This window comes from Streptomyces sp. NBC_00846 (genome assembly GCF_045207325.1).
Classification (GTDB): Bacteria; Actinomycetota; Actinomycetes; order Streptomycetales; family Streptomycetaceae; genus Streptomyces.
In genome coordinates, this window is the sequence record NZ_CP108846.1 from 6,778,233 (window position 1) to 6,796,998 (window position 18,766).

Below are 18,766 nucleotides of genomic sequence, written 5' to 3' on the forward strand. Positions count from 1 at the left end.
GGTTCAGGGGGACTTGAGCATGCCGCGGAGCTCGGCGACGAGACCGCGTACATCACGTTCGGCGACGGGTGTGGTGACGTGGCCGGTCATCGCGGCCGGGGGCGTGTCCGGCCCCGAAGCTGGTCGGCGGCAGGCGCGGCAGAGGCCGTCGGGGAGTGCTTCCGGGCGGCCGGGGACACCGCACTGGGTGCACTCCATCATCACGCGGGGGGTATGAGCGGCGGGGGCGGCAGTGGCGGGCAGGCGAGGTGGCATCTTGTCGCGGAGCCTGCGGCGGACGAAGCCCAGCGGTGAGTTGACCTCGTCAGGCAGTCCGGCGACGAGGGACCGGACGAGGTAGTCCGGGGTCACGCCCCGCGCCAGCCAGTCCGCGGCCAGCTCCTCCAACACCGTGCAGTCGGCTGCGGAGAGGGCCAGGCGCGGTTCTGTGCGGCCGAGTTGGGCCAGTGCCAGATAGGCGGGGGAGGGGCGCTCCGGGCTCAGGGCCGAGGAGGGCGCCGGGGACGGTGTGGGTGTCGGCTGTGTCTGCGGGGGAGTGGCACTCCGTTGCTGCGGTACGACGGCCGGGACGCGGACGGGCTGGAGAGATGCGGCCGGGACGGGCGACGGGGGCGGGGGCGGAGCATCGACGGCGGTCGGCGGTGCGGGCTGCGGCGCGTCGCTTCGTACGGGCTCCGAAGCAGGTTTCGGAGGTGGGGTCTCGTCCGGGGCCCAGGGCGGCGGTGGGGGCGTGGCCGCTGCCTCGGCCGCGAGCTCCTGGATCTCCGCCGGGACGATGTCCTGGCCCGCTTCGGCCGCGAGGTAGGCGGCCCACCACTCGTTGTCGTGTGCGGCGCGGGTCCAGAAGGCCCGGAAGACCCAGCGGACCTGCTTGTTCTTCCCGACCCGGCGCCGTACGCGACGCAGATGACCGGCCACCGACAGGGCGGTCAGGGCGGTGCCGACAGCCTGCTGACCGTAGAGCGGGAGCTGCTTCGCGAGCGTCTTCACGCTCATCGCGGCGCCTTCGGGCAGGCGGTCGATGAATCCGGCGATGTGGCCCTCCCGAGCGGGCAGCAGCGCGAAGTCATCGGCGCAGGGAGGGCGTTGGTCCGGCACGGATCGCTTGCCGTAGCCGAGCTTGGCCATCGGGTACGGGGGCGAGGATGCGGGCGTGGGCAGGGCGGCGCTAAGGTTCTCGGTAGCCACGAGATCGCTTCTTTCGATCTTGGGGTGAGACCCCGGCATGGTGCTTGTTACACCGCGTCGGGGTCGTTTTGTTGTGTCGGCACCGTAAGCAGGTGTGACGACGCGTCGCAAGCTGGTCACGATTAGTCGTACTTGCTCGCCGTTACGGGGCGGGGAGGTCAGGGGGGTTTCCCACCCCCCTATGACCCGCTGGTCAAAGAAGGCGCTCGGATCCCGGCGCCCGGGTCTCGCCGCTCGTGTCCCGGCGCCCGGATCCCGAAGCTCAGGACTCGGCCGAAGACCCTGGTGCGTACCCACGAAAGAGTGAGGAGGGCGGTGCGGTAACTCGGTCTCGACACCCGGGTTTCGAGCCCCGAGTTTCGAGCCCCGGCACATGGCGGCACGACACACCCCTCCGCCCCGTACCTATGGCTGTTCACCCCATGGGAAGGTTCCCCGCGCCGCTCTACCGTGGCGGACTCGAACCACCGAGCCTGCCCAACCCCCGGACGGGAGAGCCGCGATGCGCAGAGCAACGAGCACCTTGCTCGGCATGCTCCTCACACTGCTGAGCCTTGGAGCAGCCACCACACCGGCCCACGCCGCCCCACCCGGCTACCTCACCCTCGAAGCCACCTACACCACCGTCGCCAACGGCTGGGACCGCGTCGACCGCTACCTCGACACCACCAGCGGTTTCCATTCCGAGCAGTACCCCCCGGACGGCCGTGGCGACCAGGACGGTCAGCGACGTACCTTCTTCGGCGGCGTCAAGCAGCCCTATTCCGGCCGCTTCCTCCTCTACTCCGCCCCCGGCTGGAACAGCGGAAGTCACCAGACTCCGGTCCTCCTCGTCCACGGCGCCAACGACAACGCCGACCGCGCCTGGGCCAACCCCGGCGAAGCCGGTGGTTACGGCTGCGGGGCCCTGTCCTGCCCCAGCACCGGACTCATGCAGTACCTCGCCGCCCGCGGCTACCGCGTCTTCGCTGTCAACTTCGCCCACAAGCAGGGCGACAACCTGATGCAGGCCCAGCAGGTCGGCGACGCCATCGCCGTCATCAAGGACCGGCTCGGCGTCAGCCAGGTGGACCTCGTCGGCTGGAGCAAGGGGGAGATGTCCACCCGGGCCTACGTCTCCTCGGTGCGTCCCACCTGGGGACGCCCCTACGCCGGAGACGTACGCCGCCTCCTCACCCTCGGCGGCCCCAACGGCGGCTACGACTACCCCTACGCCCACGGCTGGGCCCACGACTTCAGTATCTGGCCCCAGTGCGGCGGCAGCGTCAACGCCCCCTCGCCCCACCTCTACATGACCTGCTACGGCACCTACACCGCCCATCCCGAATTCGCCTTCGCCCCCACCAACGGCTATGACGTCTATCCCGGACAACGCCAGATGCTCGCCCGCTGGGACGCCACCTACGGCATCGACATGACCCAACAGGACTGGTACACCACCTACCACGGTGGCCAGGGGTTCTACACCTCCGGCAGCGGCATCCAGACCGCAATCGACGCCGGCTCCCTGATCACCCCCCTCCACAAGGCAGGCATCCCCGGCTCCGTCGCCACCTACCTCCTCGCCGGAGGATCCCCCGGTGTCCTCGGCATCTACAACGAGAACCGCGGCCCCAGCGACGGCGTGGTCTTCGTCGACAGTGCCCTCGACCGCACCGGCATCGCCAACGTTGCCGACACCGCCCTCATCACCACCGCCAACCACCTCCAACTCGGCTGGCACTCCTCCGCAAGCGCCCAGATCGCCGCCTGGCTCGGCTGACCCTGCCACTCCCAAGGACGGACCATGACCTCGCCCGCACTCCTCCCCGGCATCCACGCTCGACGGATCACCACCCCCCGGCTGACCCTCAACCTCCTCGAACTCCCCGACCGGACCGGCGAACCCGTCCTCTTCGTCCACGGCAACGTCTCCGCCGCCACCTTCTGGCAGCAGGCCATGCTCGACCTTCCCCACGCCTACCGCCCCCTCGCCGTCGACCTCCGCGGTTTCGGCGACACCGACTCCCTCCCCGTCGACGCCACCCGCGGCGTCCGGGACTACAGCGACGACCTCACCGCCCTTTGCGACACCCTCGCCCTCGACCGCGTCCACCTCGTCGGCTGGAGCATGGGCGGCGGCATCGCCCTCCAGCACCTCCGCGATCACCCCGCTGCCGTCCGCAGCCTCACCCTCGTCAACCCCGTTTCCCCGTACGGCTTCGGTGGCACCCACGGCCCCGACGGCCGACTCAACCACCCCGACGGCGCCGGCTCCGGCGCAGGCACCGTCAACCCCGAATTCGTCCAGCGCCTCAAAGACGGCGACCACAGCGAGGACTCACCACTCTCCCCCCGCGCCGTCCTCGCCTCCAGCTACGTCAAACCGCCGCTCCGCCCCGCACTTGAGGACGCCTTCGTCGACGCGATGCTCTCCACCCGCACGGGAGAAGAGCACTACCCCGGCGACACCCGCCCCAGCGACCACTGGCCCGGCACCGCACCCGGCCCCCGAGGCGTCCTCAACGCCATGGCTCCCACCCACTTCCGCATCGACGACCTGCACCGGATCGACCCCAAACCGCCCATCGGCTGGATCCGCGGCACCGACGACGTCATCGTCTCCGACACCTCGCTCTTCGACCTCGCCCACCTCGGTGCACTCGGCGCCGTCCCCGGCTGGTCCGGCGCCACGCGCTGCCCCGCCCAGCCCATGGTCGCCCAGACCCGTCACGCACTCGATCACTACGCCGCCACGGGCGGCCCCGTCCGCGAAACCGCCATCCCGGACGCCGGCCACGCCGTCCACATCGACAAACCCAAGGAGTTCACCGCGGCCCTCCTCGACACCCTCACCGCGGGTCGGTGAAGCCACAGACCGTGGTTGACGCTCCCCGTCGTCGACCGAACCCACTGACGCCCGCGGCCCCGGCCGGCGACTGACCGCAACCTCACCCTGTCCGAGGACCCGCGACAGGATGTGCAGGGGGACGGTGGTTGTCCCGGCCTCGTGATCGGGCAGTGGGAGCGGCGTCACCGAAGAGCGACTCGGAGTTCCAGGTCGAATTGAGCAGGATCAGTTGCTGACCGGTCCGCACACCCAGTGCACGGCGGAAGCGCTCGCGACAGGGCCGGGCGGCGAGTATCCGGTCGAAGCAGGGGTCCCCGGCGAGTACGGCGGTAGGTGCCGTCCAGGGACAGGCGATGCGCGACCGTTCGTACTGCTCGGGATGGGAGAGGACGAGCGCGTCCGCCGCTGCTGTCGCCGGTGGACCGATTACGGTTCAATAGTGATCGCCCGGTCCCGTGGAACCGCGATCTCCACCGGGCCCGAAGGCCGCCGGCATGCTCCGCGACCGCGGCCGTACGACAGGACAGGCAGGGCCGGTGTGATGCGGATGTTCTTCGCGCCCGAGGAAACCGAGGAATACGAGGCTGCGCGTTCGCTGCTGATCCACCGCATGGGGCAGTGGGCCCGCGAGCGGGGCGAGAGCATGGACCCCTTCGTCGTCGAGACAGCGCTCGATTATCGCCATCGAGGTACCTGCGACGGGCGGCTCGGCCTGTGGGAACCCCGGCACATCGAGGAGTATCTGCTGGACTGGCTGCCGCGCACGGTCACCGTGTTGCCCGGCGAAGAGCCGGCGGATGCGCCCGGCACGCTCGCGGTCCTGCTGCGCTACCTCGACGCGATGGGCCTCAGCGACCCGCGCGGGGCCTCGCAGGCCGAAAACCTTGCTGCGATCGAGAACCTCGTACCGCGGTACGTCCCCGCCATGGCTGACCGCGGTCGCTGGGGAATGGCGAAGTTCTGGGCGGTCACCGCAGCCGAGCAAGGCGTCGACATCCAGGATCCGGCGGCGCTCGAGCACTTCGTGGAGCAAGCTCAGCGAGACAAGGTGCCGTACGACCGGGACGTACTGGACCAGGTGATGCGGAACCATCTGACGCGCGGCCCGGCAGCCGTGACACGCGCCGAACCGCAGCTGCCGGTCCTGCTGCCCGGGGAGAAGGAGCTGCGCGCACGCGCCGACACGTCCCGCGCGCTGCGGTGGATGCGGGGGATCGCCGACTGGGCGGGCCGTGAGGGGCGCGTGCTCACCGCGACGGGCAGCCTGCGCATGGCAGACGCGCGAGCCCTCGTCGCCGAGCTGGGGACAGGCGACGCGGTGGAAACGGTGCGCTCCTCCACGCAGCTGCCGCGCCTGGCGCTTGCGGTCGAGTGGGCGAAGAAGGCGCGGCTGGTACGGGTGGCCAAGGGGCGCCTGTACGCGGTCGCCAAGGCGCAGCCCCTGATGAAAGACCCGCTCGGGCTGTGGCGGCATGCCTTCGAGACCTTCTCCGAGCTGCGCGGGCCGCTCCTGGGCGCCCGTAGCGGCCGACACGTCGAGTCGATGCTCTTCGACAGCTTCGAGGATGCCGTGAAGGATGTCCTCAATGCCCTCTACAGCCTGCCGCACGCCATGCCCTGGCCCCGGCTGCGCGACTCGCTGCACCTGCGCTATCGCGCCGAGTACGACCTGACCGGGCGCTATGCCTGGCAGATGGAGCTCGGACACGCGGACCGTGATCTGCGCACCGTGCTGGACGCGCTGGAGGACCTGGGTGCGATCAGGCGGTACGAGGGCATGGCCGACCCGGTCTTCCTCGACATACCGCTCGAGGAGCACGCGCTGCCGCCCGCCGGGATGCCGCCGGAGCTCGCCGAGCTCTTCGGTGCCGTCGCCGGTGGACAGGGGGAGAGCGAGGAGGCCGAAGAGAGGCGTGAGAAACAGCGGGCGGAACTGGTCGGCGGACCCGTCGAGTTGATCCGTCTCACCGCCCTCGGCCACGACTCCGTACGCCGTCGGCTGCTTGCCGAGGGGCGTGATGCCCCGCTCATCGGTGAACTCGCCCACGCCCCCGCCGCCGGTCTCCTCGGCGTCATCGCCGAGCACTACGACCCGGACGCCGCCCGCACCGAACTCGCTGCCTGGACCGCCGCCCAGGAGAGCCCTGCCGAGGCGCTGGAGAAGCTGACCGACGCGGTGCGCACCTGCCCGTTCCGCACCCGCGCCGAAGCCATGCTCGACGCTCTCGTCGAGGCGTACCCGGATGGCGAGGCCGTGCTGCGCGGCCTGCGCGGCGACCCGCTCCTCGCCCCCACCGTCCTGAGTGTCCTGGTACGCCGGGAGGTCCTCGGTGCCGAGGACCTCACCGAGCCCGAGAGCCTCCTCATGGTCGCCGAGAGTCTGCTCCAGCTTCTGGAGACGGCGGGCCCCGAAGGCTTCCTCAGCATCCTGGGAGGCCAGGAGCTCTCTGTCCATAAGGCTCTTGAGGCCGCTCTCGGATCCGGTCACCCCGACCGGGCGGGCCTGGCAGACCTGAGGACGGTCGCCGAGCAGGCCCGGCGGCAGCCGGTCGTGCGTCTCGGCCGCAGCCATCAGCGGCGCCGGCCGGGCGCCGGCGGCAAGGGCAGGGGCAGGGGCGGCAAGCGGCGGCGGTGACGCCGCACGCGGTCAGGGCCGCCGCGGTCCGGGTGACGCCGCCCTCGGCGAAGCCGCCGAACGCGCCGGCGGACATCGCGCGAGGGGCTTGTCAATGCACCTGGCACCGGGCCGACGGTCTCGAAGAAGCATCGCGGAGGCGGGCAGCGGAAGGGCAGGGTGACGGCTCGCGCCCGCTCGCGGGACCGTCCTGTTCGGGTAATCGGTCTTCGGAGATCGTCCGGCAGTCGCCCTTCTCAAGCGGTAATCCTCAAGTTACTTCGGGTATAGGTGAGTTGGGTGTGCGCCATGTCGCAGCATCACCGCATCGGGGGTTGCAGTGAGGGAACCGAGAACAGTTGAGGTTGTCGGCGTGGGGGCGCTAAACGTGGACTACATCGCCTCCGCGTCCCGGTTGTCGCAGCTCATGGCGGAACAGGTGCAGGAGTCGGTGGCCCGCTTCGAATGGAACACCGAGGGGCCGGTGGACCAGGCGTCCGTCGCCAAGGCCATCGAGCGCCTCGGAGGGACCTCGCTCGATGCCTCGCTCGGCGGCTCCGCATGGCTGACCATCTTCACGCTCGCGCAGCTGCGTCTCGACGTGCGGCTGGGATATATAGGTGTGGTGGGCCGGATCGAGACACCTGGGCTGTCCTTTCTGGGGCAGATGGACCGGCTCGGCATCGACCGCACCATGGTCACCCGTCGCCCTGATCTTCTTTGCGGTGTCTGTCTGTCCTACCTGGACGATGTGGAACGGGTCCTGCTCACACACCCTGGAGCGAACTTTGCGATGGCCGACCATCTGCGCTCCCGGGCCGACGCGATCGCCGCCTACGTTTCGGCTGCCCGCATCGTGCACGTCACCTCGTTCCTGGACGAGGAGACGCCACCGATTCTCTTGGATGTCCTGCGCGACGCGAAAGAACGCAATCCAGCTCTGTTGGTGAGCTTCGACCCGGGCTTCGACTGGGCCAAGCACCCCACCCGCGCCATTGAGGGCATCCTTGCCCTGTCGGACCTCATCTTCGTCAATCACCGTGAGTTCAAGGCACTCGCCGACTACACCGTGGGGGAGCCGGACGAGGTCCTGGCCGCCCGGCTCGTGGAACGGATCGTCCCGACTGCCACGGTGTTCGTGACCAAGCGCTACGACGCGGTGGATGTTTTCCGCGCATCGGCCACCGGGGTACGGGCACGCCGCTTCCAGCTGCGCCGACCGCTCCGCGAGATCAGCGTGGAGGACGCGACCGGAGCCGGTGATGTGTTCTCGGCGTCTGTGCTGGCAGCCCGCGTCTCCCGACCCCTTCAGGTGGAACTGGGGGCCAGGCTCGGCCTCGGAGTCGTGAGACGCCGCACCGGGCGGGAAGCTGCGACCAGCGCGCCCGCGGAGGCGTCCCTGGTCCCGGCCCCGGAAGACCTGACCGGGCCCGGAAGCCGCCCGAGTGCGGTGCTGGTCGCCCATGAGGGCGAGAGCGGATGGACGAAGTTGGACAGGTTCCTGACCGAGGACCTGGATCTTCCCGTACGCGGGATAGATCTGTCCGCGCCTTCCGCGGCAGAACCGGGGGAGACCCGTCCCCGCAGACGTGGCCCCGTGACGGAGGCGCAACTCGCGAGCTGCGGGTTCGCCGTATGCGTACTGGGGGCCACCCGCACCATGGCAGGCGGGTCGCGCCGCGCCGGGGAGACCGTCGTCCATCAGGTGGGAATCTTCCAGGGTTTTTACGGATTCGGCCGGGTCGCGATTCTGGCCGAGGAGGGGTGTGAGGCACCCTCGAACATCGCCGGCCTGATCCGGCTGGACTTTCCTTCCGGACGAATCGAGTCCGTCTTCTGGGAGTTGGAGCGCATGCTGGAGAGGGAAGGGTTTCTGCATGGGAGAAGACCAGGTGAGCAGTGACTCGCACCGTCAGGCCCCGCGCACCGGCTTCGCCCGGGACGTGGTCGGCATCGGCGCCCTCAACCTCGACTACATCATCCCCGCCGACCATCGCCCCCGCGGCGACCGTCAGCGTCTCAGCACCCGCATCGGGGACCTTCTGGATCCCGGACAGGTGGTGCCGGAATGGGGCACCGAGGCCGCGGTGGACGAGCAGACCGTGTACGCCGCCCTCGAAGCCGCCGATGCCGAGGTACTGCAGACGTCACTCGGCGGCTCAGCCTACAATGCGCTCCATACGCTCGCCGGGCTCCAACTCGACCTGCGTCTGGGATACATCGGTGTCGCAGGGCGCGTACCGGGCCCGGGACTCACGGCGGCGCAGCAGCTGAGCGCCGACGCAATCGACAGCCGGTACGTCTTCCAGAATCCGGACCGGCTGTGCGGCGTCTGCTTCTCCTTCACCGAGGACGGCGAACGGACGCTGCTGACCCACCCGGGCGCGAACACGGGCATGGGCGACTACCTGGCACGCCACTTCGATGAGCTGGTGGCGTATTTGGCAGATACCCACGTCGTCCACGTCACCAGCTTCTTCGATCCCGACACTCCGGGCCGGCTGCTCGCCCTGCTTGCCGAGGTGAAGCGCGTCAACCCGGCCACGCTCATCTGCGTCGACCCCGGTCACGTATGGAGTCAGAAGGCCTCAGGGGCCGTAGGTGGCATCATCGCCCTGGCGGACTATCTGCTCCTCAACCACCGCGAGTTCCAGGAACTCGGAGGCGCGCACCGCACCATCGACCCCTCGGGGCCTCCTGGTACCGCCGATTCAGACGATCGGTCCCAATCCGCCCCTGCGGGCGATTTCGACGAGCAGAACGCAGCCCGAGTGCTGGACCTGCTCGCCAACGACCGGTCCCAGCTTGTCGTCAAGCGCCGCTCCGGCATTCATGCATGGCAGCGCGACGGAAGCAAGATTCTCGGCGACTTCTACCCCCAGCTCGTACTGACGGACAATCAGATCGAGGACGACACCGGAGCCGGTGACGTCTTCGCCGCCGGCCTGCTCGCCGTGATGACGGGTGAACGGCTCCAGACCGAGCTCGGCTGTCTGCTGGGCATGACGCTGGCCAGGCACAAGCTCCGCTACGTCGGCAGTCACGGCCACGCCCAACTTGCACAGGTCACCAAGGACTTCATTCGGTCCCTCGACCATGCGCGGCGATCCACGGCAGCACCGGAGGGTGTCTTCATCGCCCACGGCCGCAATCCTGACTGGCTAGCGGTCAAGGCTTTCGTGGAACAGCGCTTCGGCCTGCCCGTCTACTCCTTCGAGTCCAACTCCTGGGGCAGCCGTCCGGTGACCGAGGCCCTTCAGGACTACCTGCAGCGCTGCACCTTCGCGATCTGTGTGCTCACCGCCGAGGACACCACCGATGAAGGCCACCGAGTTGCTCGCCAGAACGTCATTCATGAGATCGGCCTTTTCCAGGGGCGCCACGGATTCGATCGCGTCCTCGTTCTGGCCGAAGACGGCTGCGCCACCCTTCCCGAAACCGCCGACGCACGTACCGCGACCTTTCCACGCCACGCCATCGACAAGGCATTCTGGTCAGTGGACCAGGCCCTGCGCCGCTCCGGATTCTCGCGCCCCTGACGTCCGAACGGTCTCAGGATTCAGTGGGACAGAGAGAATACGGCCGGGCGGGGCGGAATATGGCCGGACCGGGCTTCTGCGTATAGCCGTCGGCGACCTCCAGCGCGTCCAGGGTGTGACGTTCGCCCCGGTTGGCGTTGTGCAGACAGCAGTCGGCGTCGCCGGGTTCGAGGCCGTACACCGGCGGCATGAACGGCTTGCCGACGTAGCAGGGCTGGGAGTTGTTGTAGCCGCCCTCGTTCCAGTCGGTGTTGTTGGCGACGTACACCGCTGTCCTCCTGCCAGGTCCGGCTCCGGATATCGGTTCTGTAGAGGCCGAGGCGCAGCGGCTTCCATCGCTCAGGTGAATGTCAACAGACTGAAGCTCCGAAGGAGTTCACCCCCTCTTGTGATCAAACATGCGCCACTGTCCGCCTCTTGTTGTCATAAAAGTGGCAGGTGAGGTCGTGATTGGCAGCTAAAGCTTCACGGAACATCCCTATAGTGGTCCCGCGTTGACCGTGGGTCCGTAACACCAAACCGCCGCCACAGGAGTCAGTTCGATGACGCGCCCCTCTTCCGCCGTGCCTGCGCCGCCCGAGCCCGACGCAACTCCCGGCGGGGGATGCGCCCTGGGGCACGGCCCGGCCGCAGTGCCGCTCAGCGGTCCCGAGTTCCACACCGACCCCCAGATCCTCTACCGCACCATGCGGCGCGACCACGGACCCGTGGTGCCCGTCGAGCTGCCCGGAGGGTTTCCGGCCTGGCTGGTCATTGGCTACCGGGAACTCCACCAGGTCACCAGCGACGGCCAGTTGTTCCCCCGGGACGTCGGGCTGTGGAACCAATGGGAGCACATTCCCGAGGACTGGCCGCTGCTCCCGATGGTCGGGCGACCCATGCCGTCGATCTACTTCACCGCGGGCGCCGAGCACCGCCGCCATGCCGAGATGGTGGGGCCGGCCCTGGAAGGTGCGGATCCGTTCGAAATCCGCCGCCACTGCGAGGAGTTGGCCGACCGGCTCATCGATGATCTCTGCACACGCGGAAGCGCCGAACTGGTCGCCGAGTTCGCCGAGCCACTGCCCGTGCTGGTCCTCGCCAGGCTCATCGGCTTCCCGGACGCGGAAGGCGCGGACATCGCCCGGGTGCTGAAGGAGCTGGCCGACGGCGGTCCCGGGGCGCAGAGCGCGTATGCGCGGTTCGGGGAGCACATGCAGCGGCTGGTGGCGGCCAAGCGGGCGGTGCCCGGGGACGACGTGACCACGCGGATGATGGCCCATCACGAGCCGTTCACCGATGAGGAGTACGCCCTCGACCTGATGGCCGTCACGGCTGCCGGGCATCTGCCCACAGCCGACTGGATCAGTAACTCCCTGCGGCTGATGCTCACCGACGACCAGTTCGCCGACTCCCTCTTCGGCGGCCGGCACAGCATCGGCGAGGCGATGAACGAGGTTCTCTGGGAGGAGAGTCCGACCTCGATCCTCGCCGGCCGCTGGGCGGCCCGGGACACCCGGCTCGCCGGCCGGGACATCAAGGCCGGAGACATGCTGCTTCTCGGCCTGGGAGCGGCCAACTCCGATCCGCATGTGCGCCAGCATCTCTCCACCGGCTACCCCTCCGGCCAGCGCGGCAACAGTGCGCACCTCGCGTTCAGCCACGGGGAGTACCGCTGCCCGTTCCCCGCTCAGGAAATCGCCGAGATCACCGCCCGTACCGGAATCGAGGTGCTCCTGGACCGGCTGCCCGATCTCGCCCTGGCGGTTCCCGAGGAGACGCTTGTGCGGCGGCAGTCCGCCTTCCTGCGGGGGATGGAATCACTGCCGGTCCTGTTCACCCCCGTACATACGACAGGAGATGTCTCTTGAACTGCCCTCACGCCGCTGCCCCGCAGGCCGATTCCGCCTCGGTCGGCGGGACCGTCGTCATCGACCCCATGGTGCAGGACCTGGACGGTGAGACGGCGCGGCTGCGCGACGCCGGACCGCTCGCCAGGATCGAGCTGCTCGGCGTACCGGCCTGGACCGTCACCCGGCACGCCGAAGCCCGCCAGCTGCTCGTCGACAACCGTCTGGTGAAGGACCTCGACGCCTGGGGGCTCTGGCAGAGCGGAGCGGTGACGCATGCCTGGCCGCTGATCGGCATGATCGACGCCGGGCGTTCGATGTTCACCGTGGACGGCGCGGAGCACCGGCGGCTGCGCACGAAGACCTCCCAGGCCCTCACGCCACGTCGGCTCGAAGCGATACGGCCGGACATCGAGAGGTTCACCGAGGAGCTGCTGGACGCTCTGGCCGAGCAGGGCAAGGACGGTGTGGTCGACCTCAAGTCCGTGTTCGCGCAGCCGCTGCCGATGCGCGTGGTCGGCATGCTGATGGGCGTGGACGAAGCCGAGCACGCCATGCTGACGAAGAGGTACAAGGCCTTCTTCTCGATGCTCACTCCGCACGACGAACGGATGTCGCTGCTGGCCGAGTTGGACGTCTTCTACGCCGCGCTCGTCCGGGAGAGGACGGCACGGCCGAAGGACGATCTCACCAGTGCGCTCATCCTCGCCGAGGAAGGCGGGGACCCGCTCACCGAAGAAGAGGTGATCGGCAATCTCAAGGCGATGGTTGCGGCCGGGCACGAGACCACCATCGGGCTGATCCTCAACGCGGTACGGGCCCTGCTCGCCCACCCCGATCAGCTGCGCAAGGTCCTCGACGGCGAGATCTCGTGGGAGACAGTGATCGAGGAGACGCTGCGCTGGGACACTCCCACCACCCATCTTCTGATGCGGTTCGCCACCGAGGACATCCAGGTCGGCGACGAGGTGATCGCCAAGGGGGAGGGCGTTGTCATCTCCTACCGGGTCATCGGCCGTGACGTCGAGCAGCACGGACCGGACGCCGACGCCTTCGACATCACCCGACCGGCCCCGATCCGGCACATGACCTTCGGGCACGGCCCGCACATCTGCCCCGGGGCAGCCCTATCGCGGGTGGAGGCGGGCATCGCCCTTCCCGCACTGTTCGGGCGCTTTCCCCGGCTGTTGCTCGCCGTGCCGGACAAGGAGCTCCGCAAGCTGCCGGTGATGACGCAGAACGACTTGGAGTGCTTCCCGGTTCTGCTGCACGGCTGACCGCCGACCGGGCCGCCGCCACCCCTGCGGCGGTGGCCCGGTGCCGGGGTGGCTGCGGCCGGCCCTTCGGCCCCGGCCACCGTTACCGCGCCCGGACCGTCGCCATCACCTCGCGGTCCGGTTGCAGCGTCAGTGTCGGTACGGGGTTGACGGTGCCCGGATCCACGTCCAGTTCGAACCGGCGTGCCAGCACGGCCAGGATCAGCACCGCCTCGACCATCGCGAACCGGGTGCCGAGGCAGACCCGGGGACCGCCGCCGAACGGGAACCAGGCGTACTCCTCGATGTCGTCGCCCTCCTCGGGATCCCAGCGCTCGGGGCGGAACTCCTCCGGCTCCGGAAACCACCGTTCGTCACGGTGCGTCGCCCACTGACTGGTCCACACCCTCGTGCCCTGCGGTATCGGGACACCGCCGATCCGCGCCCCCTCCTTGGCGACGCCGGTGACCAGCCAGATCGTCGGGTAGAGACGCAGGGTCTCCTTGACCACCGACTGGGTGTACGTCAGCCGGGCATAGTCCTCGAACTCCGGCTCCCGGTCACCGAGTACCTCGACCAGTTCCTCGGTCAGCGCGGCGCGCACCCGCGGATTGCGGGACAGCAGATACCAGGCCCACACCAGAGTGGAGCTCGTCGTCTCGTGCCCGCCGATGTACAACGTGACGGTCTCGTCGCGGATCTCCTGGTCCGTCAGGTGCGCGCCGGTCTCGTCGACCGCGGTCAGCAGCCGGCTCAGCAGGTCGGGACGATCGTCCCCGCCGTCGCGGTGACGGGCGACGACCCGGCCCACCTCGGCGTCGATGACCGCGGCGGCCCTCCTGATCCTGGCCCGGCCCGGTGTCGGCACCCGGTCCGGCAGCAGCGCGCCGATTCCGGCGAACTCCTTGCCGATCTCCTGCTGCGCCACATCCATGGCCCGGCCCATCGTATCCGCGTCGGCGGGGGTGTCGACGCCGAAGATCGTACGGACCGCGATCCGCTGCGTCAGCGCCGCCATCTCCCGCTTGATGTCGATGCGTTCGCCGCCGGACCAGGTGTCCGCCAGCTCCACCGCACTGCCCGCCATCGTCGCCGCGTACGACCGGACCTGCTTGGGGCGCACGGAAGGCTGCACCAGCGACCGCTTCCGACGCCAGTCCGCGCCCCGGGCGACCACCACGCCGTTGCCCATCACCGTGCGGAACGCGATGCCGAGCGCCGGCTGGTCGAAGGTGCGTTCCGTCTCGGTGAGCAGCTCGCCTATGCACTCCGGATCGGCTATGTACACGCATGAGTGGGGGCCGAATCGCCAGCCGACCATGTCGCCGTGTGCGCGCAGCCGCTCGAAGAAGGCGAGGGGGTTCTTCGCGAACTGGCGCATGTTTCCGAGGAACGGCAGCCCCTTCGGGCCGGGCACGATCCTGTGGCCGCGCGGCTCGGCGTCTACGTCCGCGCCGGTCTCCGTGGACATGAAAGTCTCCGCTCCCTTGTGGCGCACCGCATCGGTGCGCAGCGACCTCACGTCAGCTGTATCGCATGCCGTGGCAGGTGTCATCGGCCTTGTGCGGTACGTGAGTTGTCGAGGGTAGCGGCTGCCGAGCCGTAAGGCGCACGGCACCGCCGGACGGGTCCGGAACCCGTCCGGCGGTGTGGTGGGCCGTGGTCCGGAATCCGTCCGGCGGTGTGGTGGGCCGTGGTCCGGAACCCGCCCCGCGGTGTGCGGGTCAGACGCCGGGCGGGACCCGGGAGGGGCGGCCGGTGCCGCGCGTGAGGGAGTAGCCGAAGACGGCCGCGAATGCCCCCAGGACTCCGCCGCAGACCGTCCACAGCCAGCGGTCGGTCCACCAGCCCGATACCCAGCCGTCCTCGGGCTCGCTGCCGAGCGCCACCTTGGCCGGCGCCGTGTCGTCACTCGTGGCCGGGGCGTCCGAGGCGTCCGAGGCCTGCTCGACCGAGGACGCGCCGGGGACCAGCGGCTGGGCGAGCATGCCGTCGACGTCCGCGGAGCCGCCCTTGTCGACCGACGTGACTTCGACCTCGGTCCGTACCGGCAGACCGAGGTCCGCCGAGGGCAGGTCGACGACCGTGAGACGTACGTAATAGCTGCCCGGCAGCGGGTCGTTGGCCCACGGCTCGGACCAGGCGCGGACGGTCCTCAGTACGCAGGTCAGCTCGACCGCCGACGCGTCGGCGGTCGCCTTCCCGGTCTGGCGGCCGTACATGCAGGCCTGTCGGCGCCGCAGCCCGTCGTACACATCGACCTGCCAGGTCGACGCGCCGTGCCGGGTGGCGCTCTCCGGCAGCGTGATCTGCGCCTTGACGGTGGTGCGTTGGCCCGCGTCGGCGGGGAACACCCAGTACAGGTAGTCACCCGTGGACGCCCCGGCGGTGGCGCGCTGGTTCTGCTGGATCGCCGTCGCCGTACGGAAGGTGGTGCCGGCCTCGGTGGGGCCGGACGCGCCGTCGGAGGCGCTCGGGCTCGGGCTCGCCGACGGGTCGTCGGCCGCGGCGGCGCCCGCCGAGGTCAGCAGGGCGAGGCCGGTCAGCAGCGCACCCGCGAGTACACGTCTCGTACGCGTCATCAGTTGGTCCTCCAGACGGCGATGCGCCAGCGCGAGATCCAGCCGGTCAGCAGTCCCGCGACCAGTCCGGTGAGAACCAGTACGCCGAGCAGCCACCAGCCGCGGCCGAGACCGAACGCGGCGACATCGGCCGCGTCGTCCGGGGCGTCCACGAGGTCCACGGTCAGCTCGACGGGCATGCCCGGCGTGGTCTTCACCGAGGCGGGAGCCGAGAAGGAGTTGCTCACCTGGAGGCATACGGTCTCGGCGGCGGGCTGGTCGCCGTTGTCCGTGCCGTCCTGCTCGGCCTTCGGGTAGCGCAGGCCGGAGGAGATCGCGTCGGTGCGGCCGGTGCCCGACTCCGAGCCCCGGACGATTTCCCGGCCGTGTACGGTCACCGCTCGCAGCAGCACCCCGTAGTCGTTGTTCACGGCACGGTCGGCGAAGACACTGACGGAGGCGCGCAGCTCCTGGCCGGGCAGTACGTCCACCCGGTACCAGCGGTGCTCGCCGAACTTCTCGCGGTCGGTGTACAGGCCCGGCTTGAGCTGGGGAGCCGAGTCGCAGCGGTTCGCGCCCTCGGTCGCCACGGGCGTGACGACGGGCTCGGCGGCCCGGTCGACCAACTGCTTTACCCGGCCGGAGAGTTCATCGGCGTGCTGGATGGCCGTGTAGGTGCCGCCGGTGGCCTCGGCGATGCAGGTCAGCTGCTCGCGGATCTTCGCGTTCGGCACCAGACCCAGCGTGTCGATGACGAGATGGATACCGCGGGCAGCGATGTCACGTGCCACCTCGCACGGATCCAGCGGGCCGCAGGTGTCCTCGCCGTCGCTGATGAGCACGATCCGGCGGGTGGAGTCGCCGCCTTCGAGGTCGTCGGCGGCGCCCAGCAGGGCCGGGCCGATCGGGGTCCAGCCGGTGGGGGCCAGGGTGGCGACGGCGGTCTTCGCCTCGGTGCGGTCCAGCGGGCCGACCGGGTAGAGCTGCTTGGTGTCCTTGCAGCCGACCTTCCGGTCATCGCCCGGGTAGTCGGCGCCGAGCGTCCGGATGCCGAGCTCCACCTGCTCGGGCACCGCGTCCAGGACCTCGTTGAACGCCTGCTTCGCCGCGGTCATCCGGGACTGGCCGTCGATGTCGCGGGTCCGCATGGAACCACTGACGTCGAGCACGAGCTCGACCTTGGGGGAGGCTTTGGTGGGGGTTTCACCGGCTGCGGCGGGGAGCGCCGAGCCGAGCCCGGCGGTCAGGGTGGCGAGCAGAATGCCCACCCCGACCGTCAGCCTTCTTCTTATGATCATCGCCGGATACTAGTGAAGATCGCTTCGCTTCCCCAAACCGGTGAGGGGAGGTCAGGCACCGCCCAACAAGGGGCCCGCGGCCCGCTCCAGCACCGAGCCGACCCGCTCCCAGGTGACCGAGTCCCTTTCGACGGCGTGCAGTTGGACATCCTCCTCGGTCCTCCACCCGGTGGCGATCTCGACCGGATCCCCGCCCGTCGCCGCCGCGGCGGCCAGCGCGGCCGCGCCCAGGGCCACCAGTTCGCCGCCGCCGGGCACGATCACCGGCCGGCCGGAGAGCCGCCGTACCGTCTCCACCCAGGTGCGCCCCTGGGCGCCGCCGCCGACCAGGCGCAGCGGCCGGGCGGCCACCTCGGGGTCGGCCGGGTCGAGTCCGCAGGCCGACAGGAGTTCGTCGAGCGCGCGCAGCACGGTGACGACCGCGCCTTCGTAGGCGGCGCCCAGAAGTTGCTGCGGGGTGGTGTCGTGCCGCAGCCCGGTGAGGAAGCCGGAGGCGTGCGGGAGGTCGGGGGTGCGTTCGCCGTCGAGATAGGGGAGGAGCACCGCCTCGCCGCCGGGGGCCGCGTCGTCGCGGTCCAGGCCGAGCAGTGCGGCGACCTTGTCCACGGCGAGCGTGCAGTTGAGGGTGCAGGCCAGTGGGAGGTACGTACCGTCCGTCGCGGCGAAGCCGGACAGTGCCGTCGACGCAGGCCGGGTCCGGGACGCGGCGAAGACCGTTCCCGAGGTGCCGAGGCTGAGCACGGGGTGGTCCAGCAGTCCGGCGCCGCCCAGCCCGAGGCCGACGGCGGCGCTCATGTTGTCCCCGGTTCCCGCGGCCACGGCGATCGCGGCGTCCAGGCCGAGCGTGTCGGCCGCCTCGTCGGTGAGCCGGCCGATGCGCGTCGCCCCGGTCTCGGCCACCTCGGGCAGCAACGCGGCGTCCAGACCGAGGAGTTCGAGCAGCTCGGGGTCGTACGCACCGGTCGCCGTGGAGTACCAGCCGGTGCCCGAGGCGTCACCGGGGTCGGTCACGGCGGCGCCGGCGAGGCGTTCGGTCAGGAAGTCGTGGGGGAGGCGGACGGCCGCGGCCGCGGCGGTGTTCTCCGGTTCGTGTTCCCGCAGCCACTGCCACTTCGACGCGGTGATGGAGGCCACCGGCACCGACCCGGTCCGCGCGGTCCAGGCCGTGGCCCCGCCCAGTGCCCCGGTGAGGGCGGCGGCCTGCGGCGCGGAGCGGGTGTCGTTCCACAGCATCGCCGGGCGCAGCGGACGCCCCGTCCGGTCGAGGACGACCAGACCGTGCTGCTGCCCGGCGACCGCGATTCCGGCCACCGCGGAGGCGGCGACGCCGGACTCCTTCAGCCCGGCGGCGACGGCGTCGCGCAGCGCCCGCCACCACACGTCCGGGTCGCTCTCGCGGGCGCCCGCCTCGCCGGTGACGACATGCGGTGCGCGGCCGACGGCCAGCAACCGGCCGGTCGTGGTGTCGACGAAGGCGGCTTTGGTGGACTGGGTGGAGCTGTCCACCCCGATGACGACGGTACGCGGCGGCATGGGTGACCTCATTCCTGTGCGCCACATCGTTTTGATCGTACGGTAAACAAATTACGCGATCACGCCCGCCGGGAACAGGGATTGCCGCCAATTCCCCTCGACGGGGGGTTACGTGTCC

At 70.0% G+C, this 18,766-nt stretch carries 13 protein-coding genes and 1 pseudogene; 7 read left to right on the forward strand and 7 right to left on the reverse strand.

The window, feature by feature from the left end; genetic code table 11:
* Positions 1–3: 3 nt before the first annotated feature.
* Entirely contained in the window at positions 4–1,188 is a 1,185-nt protein-coding gene (locus OG936_RS31105) for a MarR family transcriptional regulator (protein WP_406499235.1), read from the reverse strand.
* Positions 1,189–1,690: 502 nt separating this feature from the next.
* On the opposite strand from OG936_RS31105, the gene OG936_RS31110 reads away from it, so the two are divergent.
* The gene (locus tag OG936_RS31110) at positions 1,691–2,950 is read left to right on the forward strand and encodes an esterase/lipase family protein (RefSeq protein WP_406499237.1); all 1,260 of its coding nucleotides are present in this window, start codon (positions 1,691–1,693) and stop codon (positions 2,948–2,950) included.
* Between the two features lie 24 nt (positions 2,951–2,974).
* Positions 2,975–4,036 carry an alpha/beta fold hydrolase gene (locus OG936_RS31115; protein WP_406499239.1) on the forward strand — a complete coding sequence of 354 codons (1,062 nt, stop codon included), beginning with the start codon at positions 2,975–2,977 and terminating at the stop codon, positions 4,034–4,036.
* Between the two features lie 163 nt (positions 4,037–4,199).
* Here the strand turns inward: OG936_RS31115 and OG936_RS31120 are convergent.
* A pseudogene (locus OG936_RS31120) lies at positions 4,200–4,445 on the reverse strand (hypothetical protein); the annotation flags it as partial.
* Positions 4,446–4,559: 114 nt separating this feature from the next.
* Between OG936_RS31120 and OG936_RS31125 the strand changes: the two are divergent.
* The 3 genes from OG936_RS31125 to OG936_RS31135 all read left to right on the forward strand — a co-directional run bounded on the left by OG936_RS31125 (position 4,560) and on the right by OG936_RS31135 (position 10,171).
* Positions 4,560–6,653 carry a hypothetical protein gene (locus OG936_RS31125; RefSeq protein ID WP_406499241.1) on the forward strand — a complete coding sequence of 698 codons (2,094 nt, stop codon included), beginning with the start codon at positions 4,560–4,562 and terminating at the stop codon, positions 6,651–6,653.
* A 352-nt stretch (positions 6,654–7,005) separates the two neighbouring features.
* The gene (locus tag OG936_RS31130; RefSeq protein ID WP_406499243.1) at positions 7,006–8,535 is read left to right on the forward strand and encodes a PfkB family carbohydrate kinase; all 1,530 of its coding nucleotides are present in this window, start codon (positions 7,006–7,008) and stop codon (positions 8,533–8,535) included.
* On the forward strand, positions 8,510–10,171 hold the full coding sequence (locus tag OG936_RS31135; protein WP_406499244.1) for a PfkB family carbohydrate kinase: 1,662 nt from the start codon (positions 8,510–8,512) through the stop codon (positions 10,169–10,171). Before OG936_RS31130 ends, OG936_RS31135 begins: the two co-directional genes overlap by 26 nt.
* Positions 10,172–10,184: 13 nt before the next feature.
* Here OG936_RS31135 and OG936_RS31140 read toward each other — a convergent pair whose 3' ends face one another.
* The gene (locus OG936_RS31140) at positions 10,185–10,439 is read right to left on the reverse strand and encodes a hypothetical protein (RefSeq protein ID WP_406499246.1); all 255 of its coding nucleotides are present in this window, start codon (positions 10,437–10,439) and stop codon (positions 10,185–10,187) included.
* Between the two features lie 274 nt (positions 10,440–10,713).
* On the opposite strand from OG936_RS31140, the gene OG936_RS31145 reads away from it, so the two are divergent.
* Both OG936_RS31145 and OG936_RS31150 read left to right on the forward strand, forming a co-directional pair.
* Positions 10,714–12,021, forward strand: coding sequence for a cytochrome P450 (locus tag OG936_RS31145; RefSeq protein ID WP_406499248.1), 1,308 nt, complete (start codon positions 10,714–10,716; stop codon positions 12,019–12,021).
* Positions 12,018–13,277 carry a cytochrome P450 gene (locus OG936_RS31150; RefSeq protein ID WP_406499250.1) on the forward strand — a complete coding sequence of 420 codons (1,260 nt, stop codon included), beginning with the start codon at positions 12,018–12,020 and terminating at the stop codon, positions 13,275–13,277. The genes OG936_RS31145 and OG936_RS31150 overlap by 4 nt, the downstream gene beginning before the upstream one ends.
* A gap of 82 nt (positions 13,278–13,359) precedes the next feature.
* On the opposite strand, the gene OG936_RS31155 is transcribed toward OG936_RS31150, so the two are convergent.
* From OG936_RS31155 to xylB, 4 genes are all read right to left on the reverse strand, one after another.
* Positions 13,360–14,727, reverse strand: coding sequence for a cytochrome P450 (locus tag OG936_RS31155; protein ID WP_406499252.1), 1,368 nt, complete (start codon positions 14,725–14,727; stop codon positions 13,360–13,362).
* A gap of 253 nt (positions 14,728–14,980) precedes the next feature.
* Positions 14,981–15,838 carry a hypothetical protein gene (locus OG936_RS31160; RefSeq protein WP_406499254.1) on the reverse strand — a complete coding sequence of 286 codons (858 nt, stop codon included), beginning with the start codon at positions 15,836–15,838 and terminating at the stop codon, positions 14,981–14,983.
* The gene (locus tag OG936_RS31165; RefSeq protein WP_406499255.1) at positions 15,838–17,115 is read right to left on the reverse strand and encodes a VWA domain-containing protein; all 1,278 of its coding nucleotides are present in this window, start codon (positions 17,113–17,115) and stop codon (positions 15,838–15,840) included. The genes OG936_RS31160 and OG936_RS31165 overlap by 1 nt, the downstream gene beginning before the upstream one ends.
* Before the next feature lie 51 nt (positions 17,116–17,166).
* Positions 17,167–18,648, reverse strand: coding sequence for a xylulokinase (gene xylB, locus OG936_RS31170; protein WP_406499257.1), 1,482 nt, complete (start codon positions 18,646–18,648; stop codon positions 17,167–17,169).
* Between the last annotated feature and the right edge of the window lie 118 nt (positions 18,649–18,766).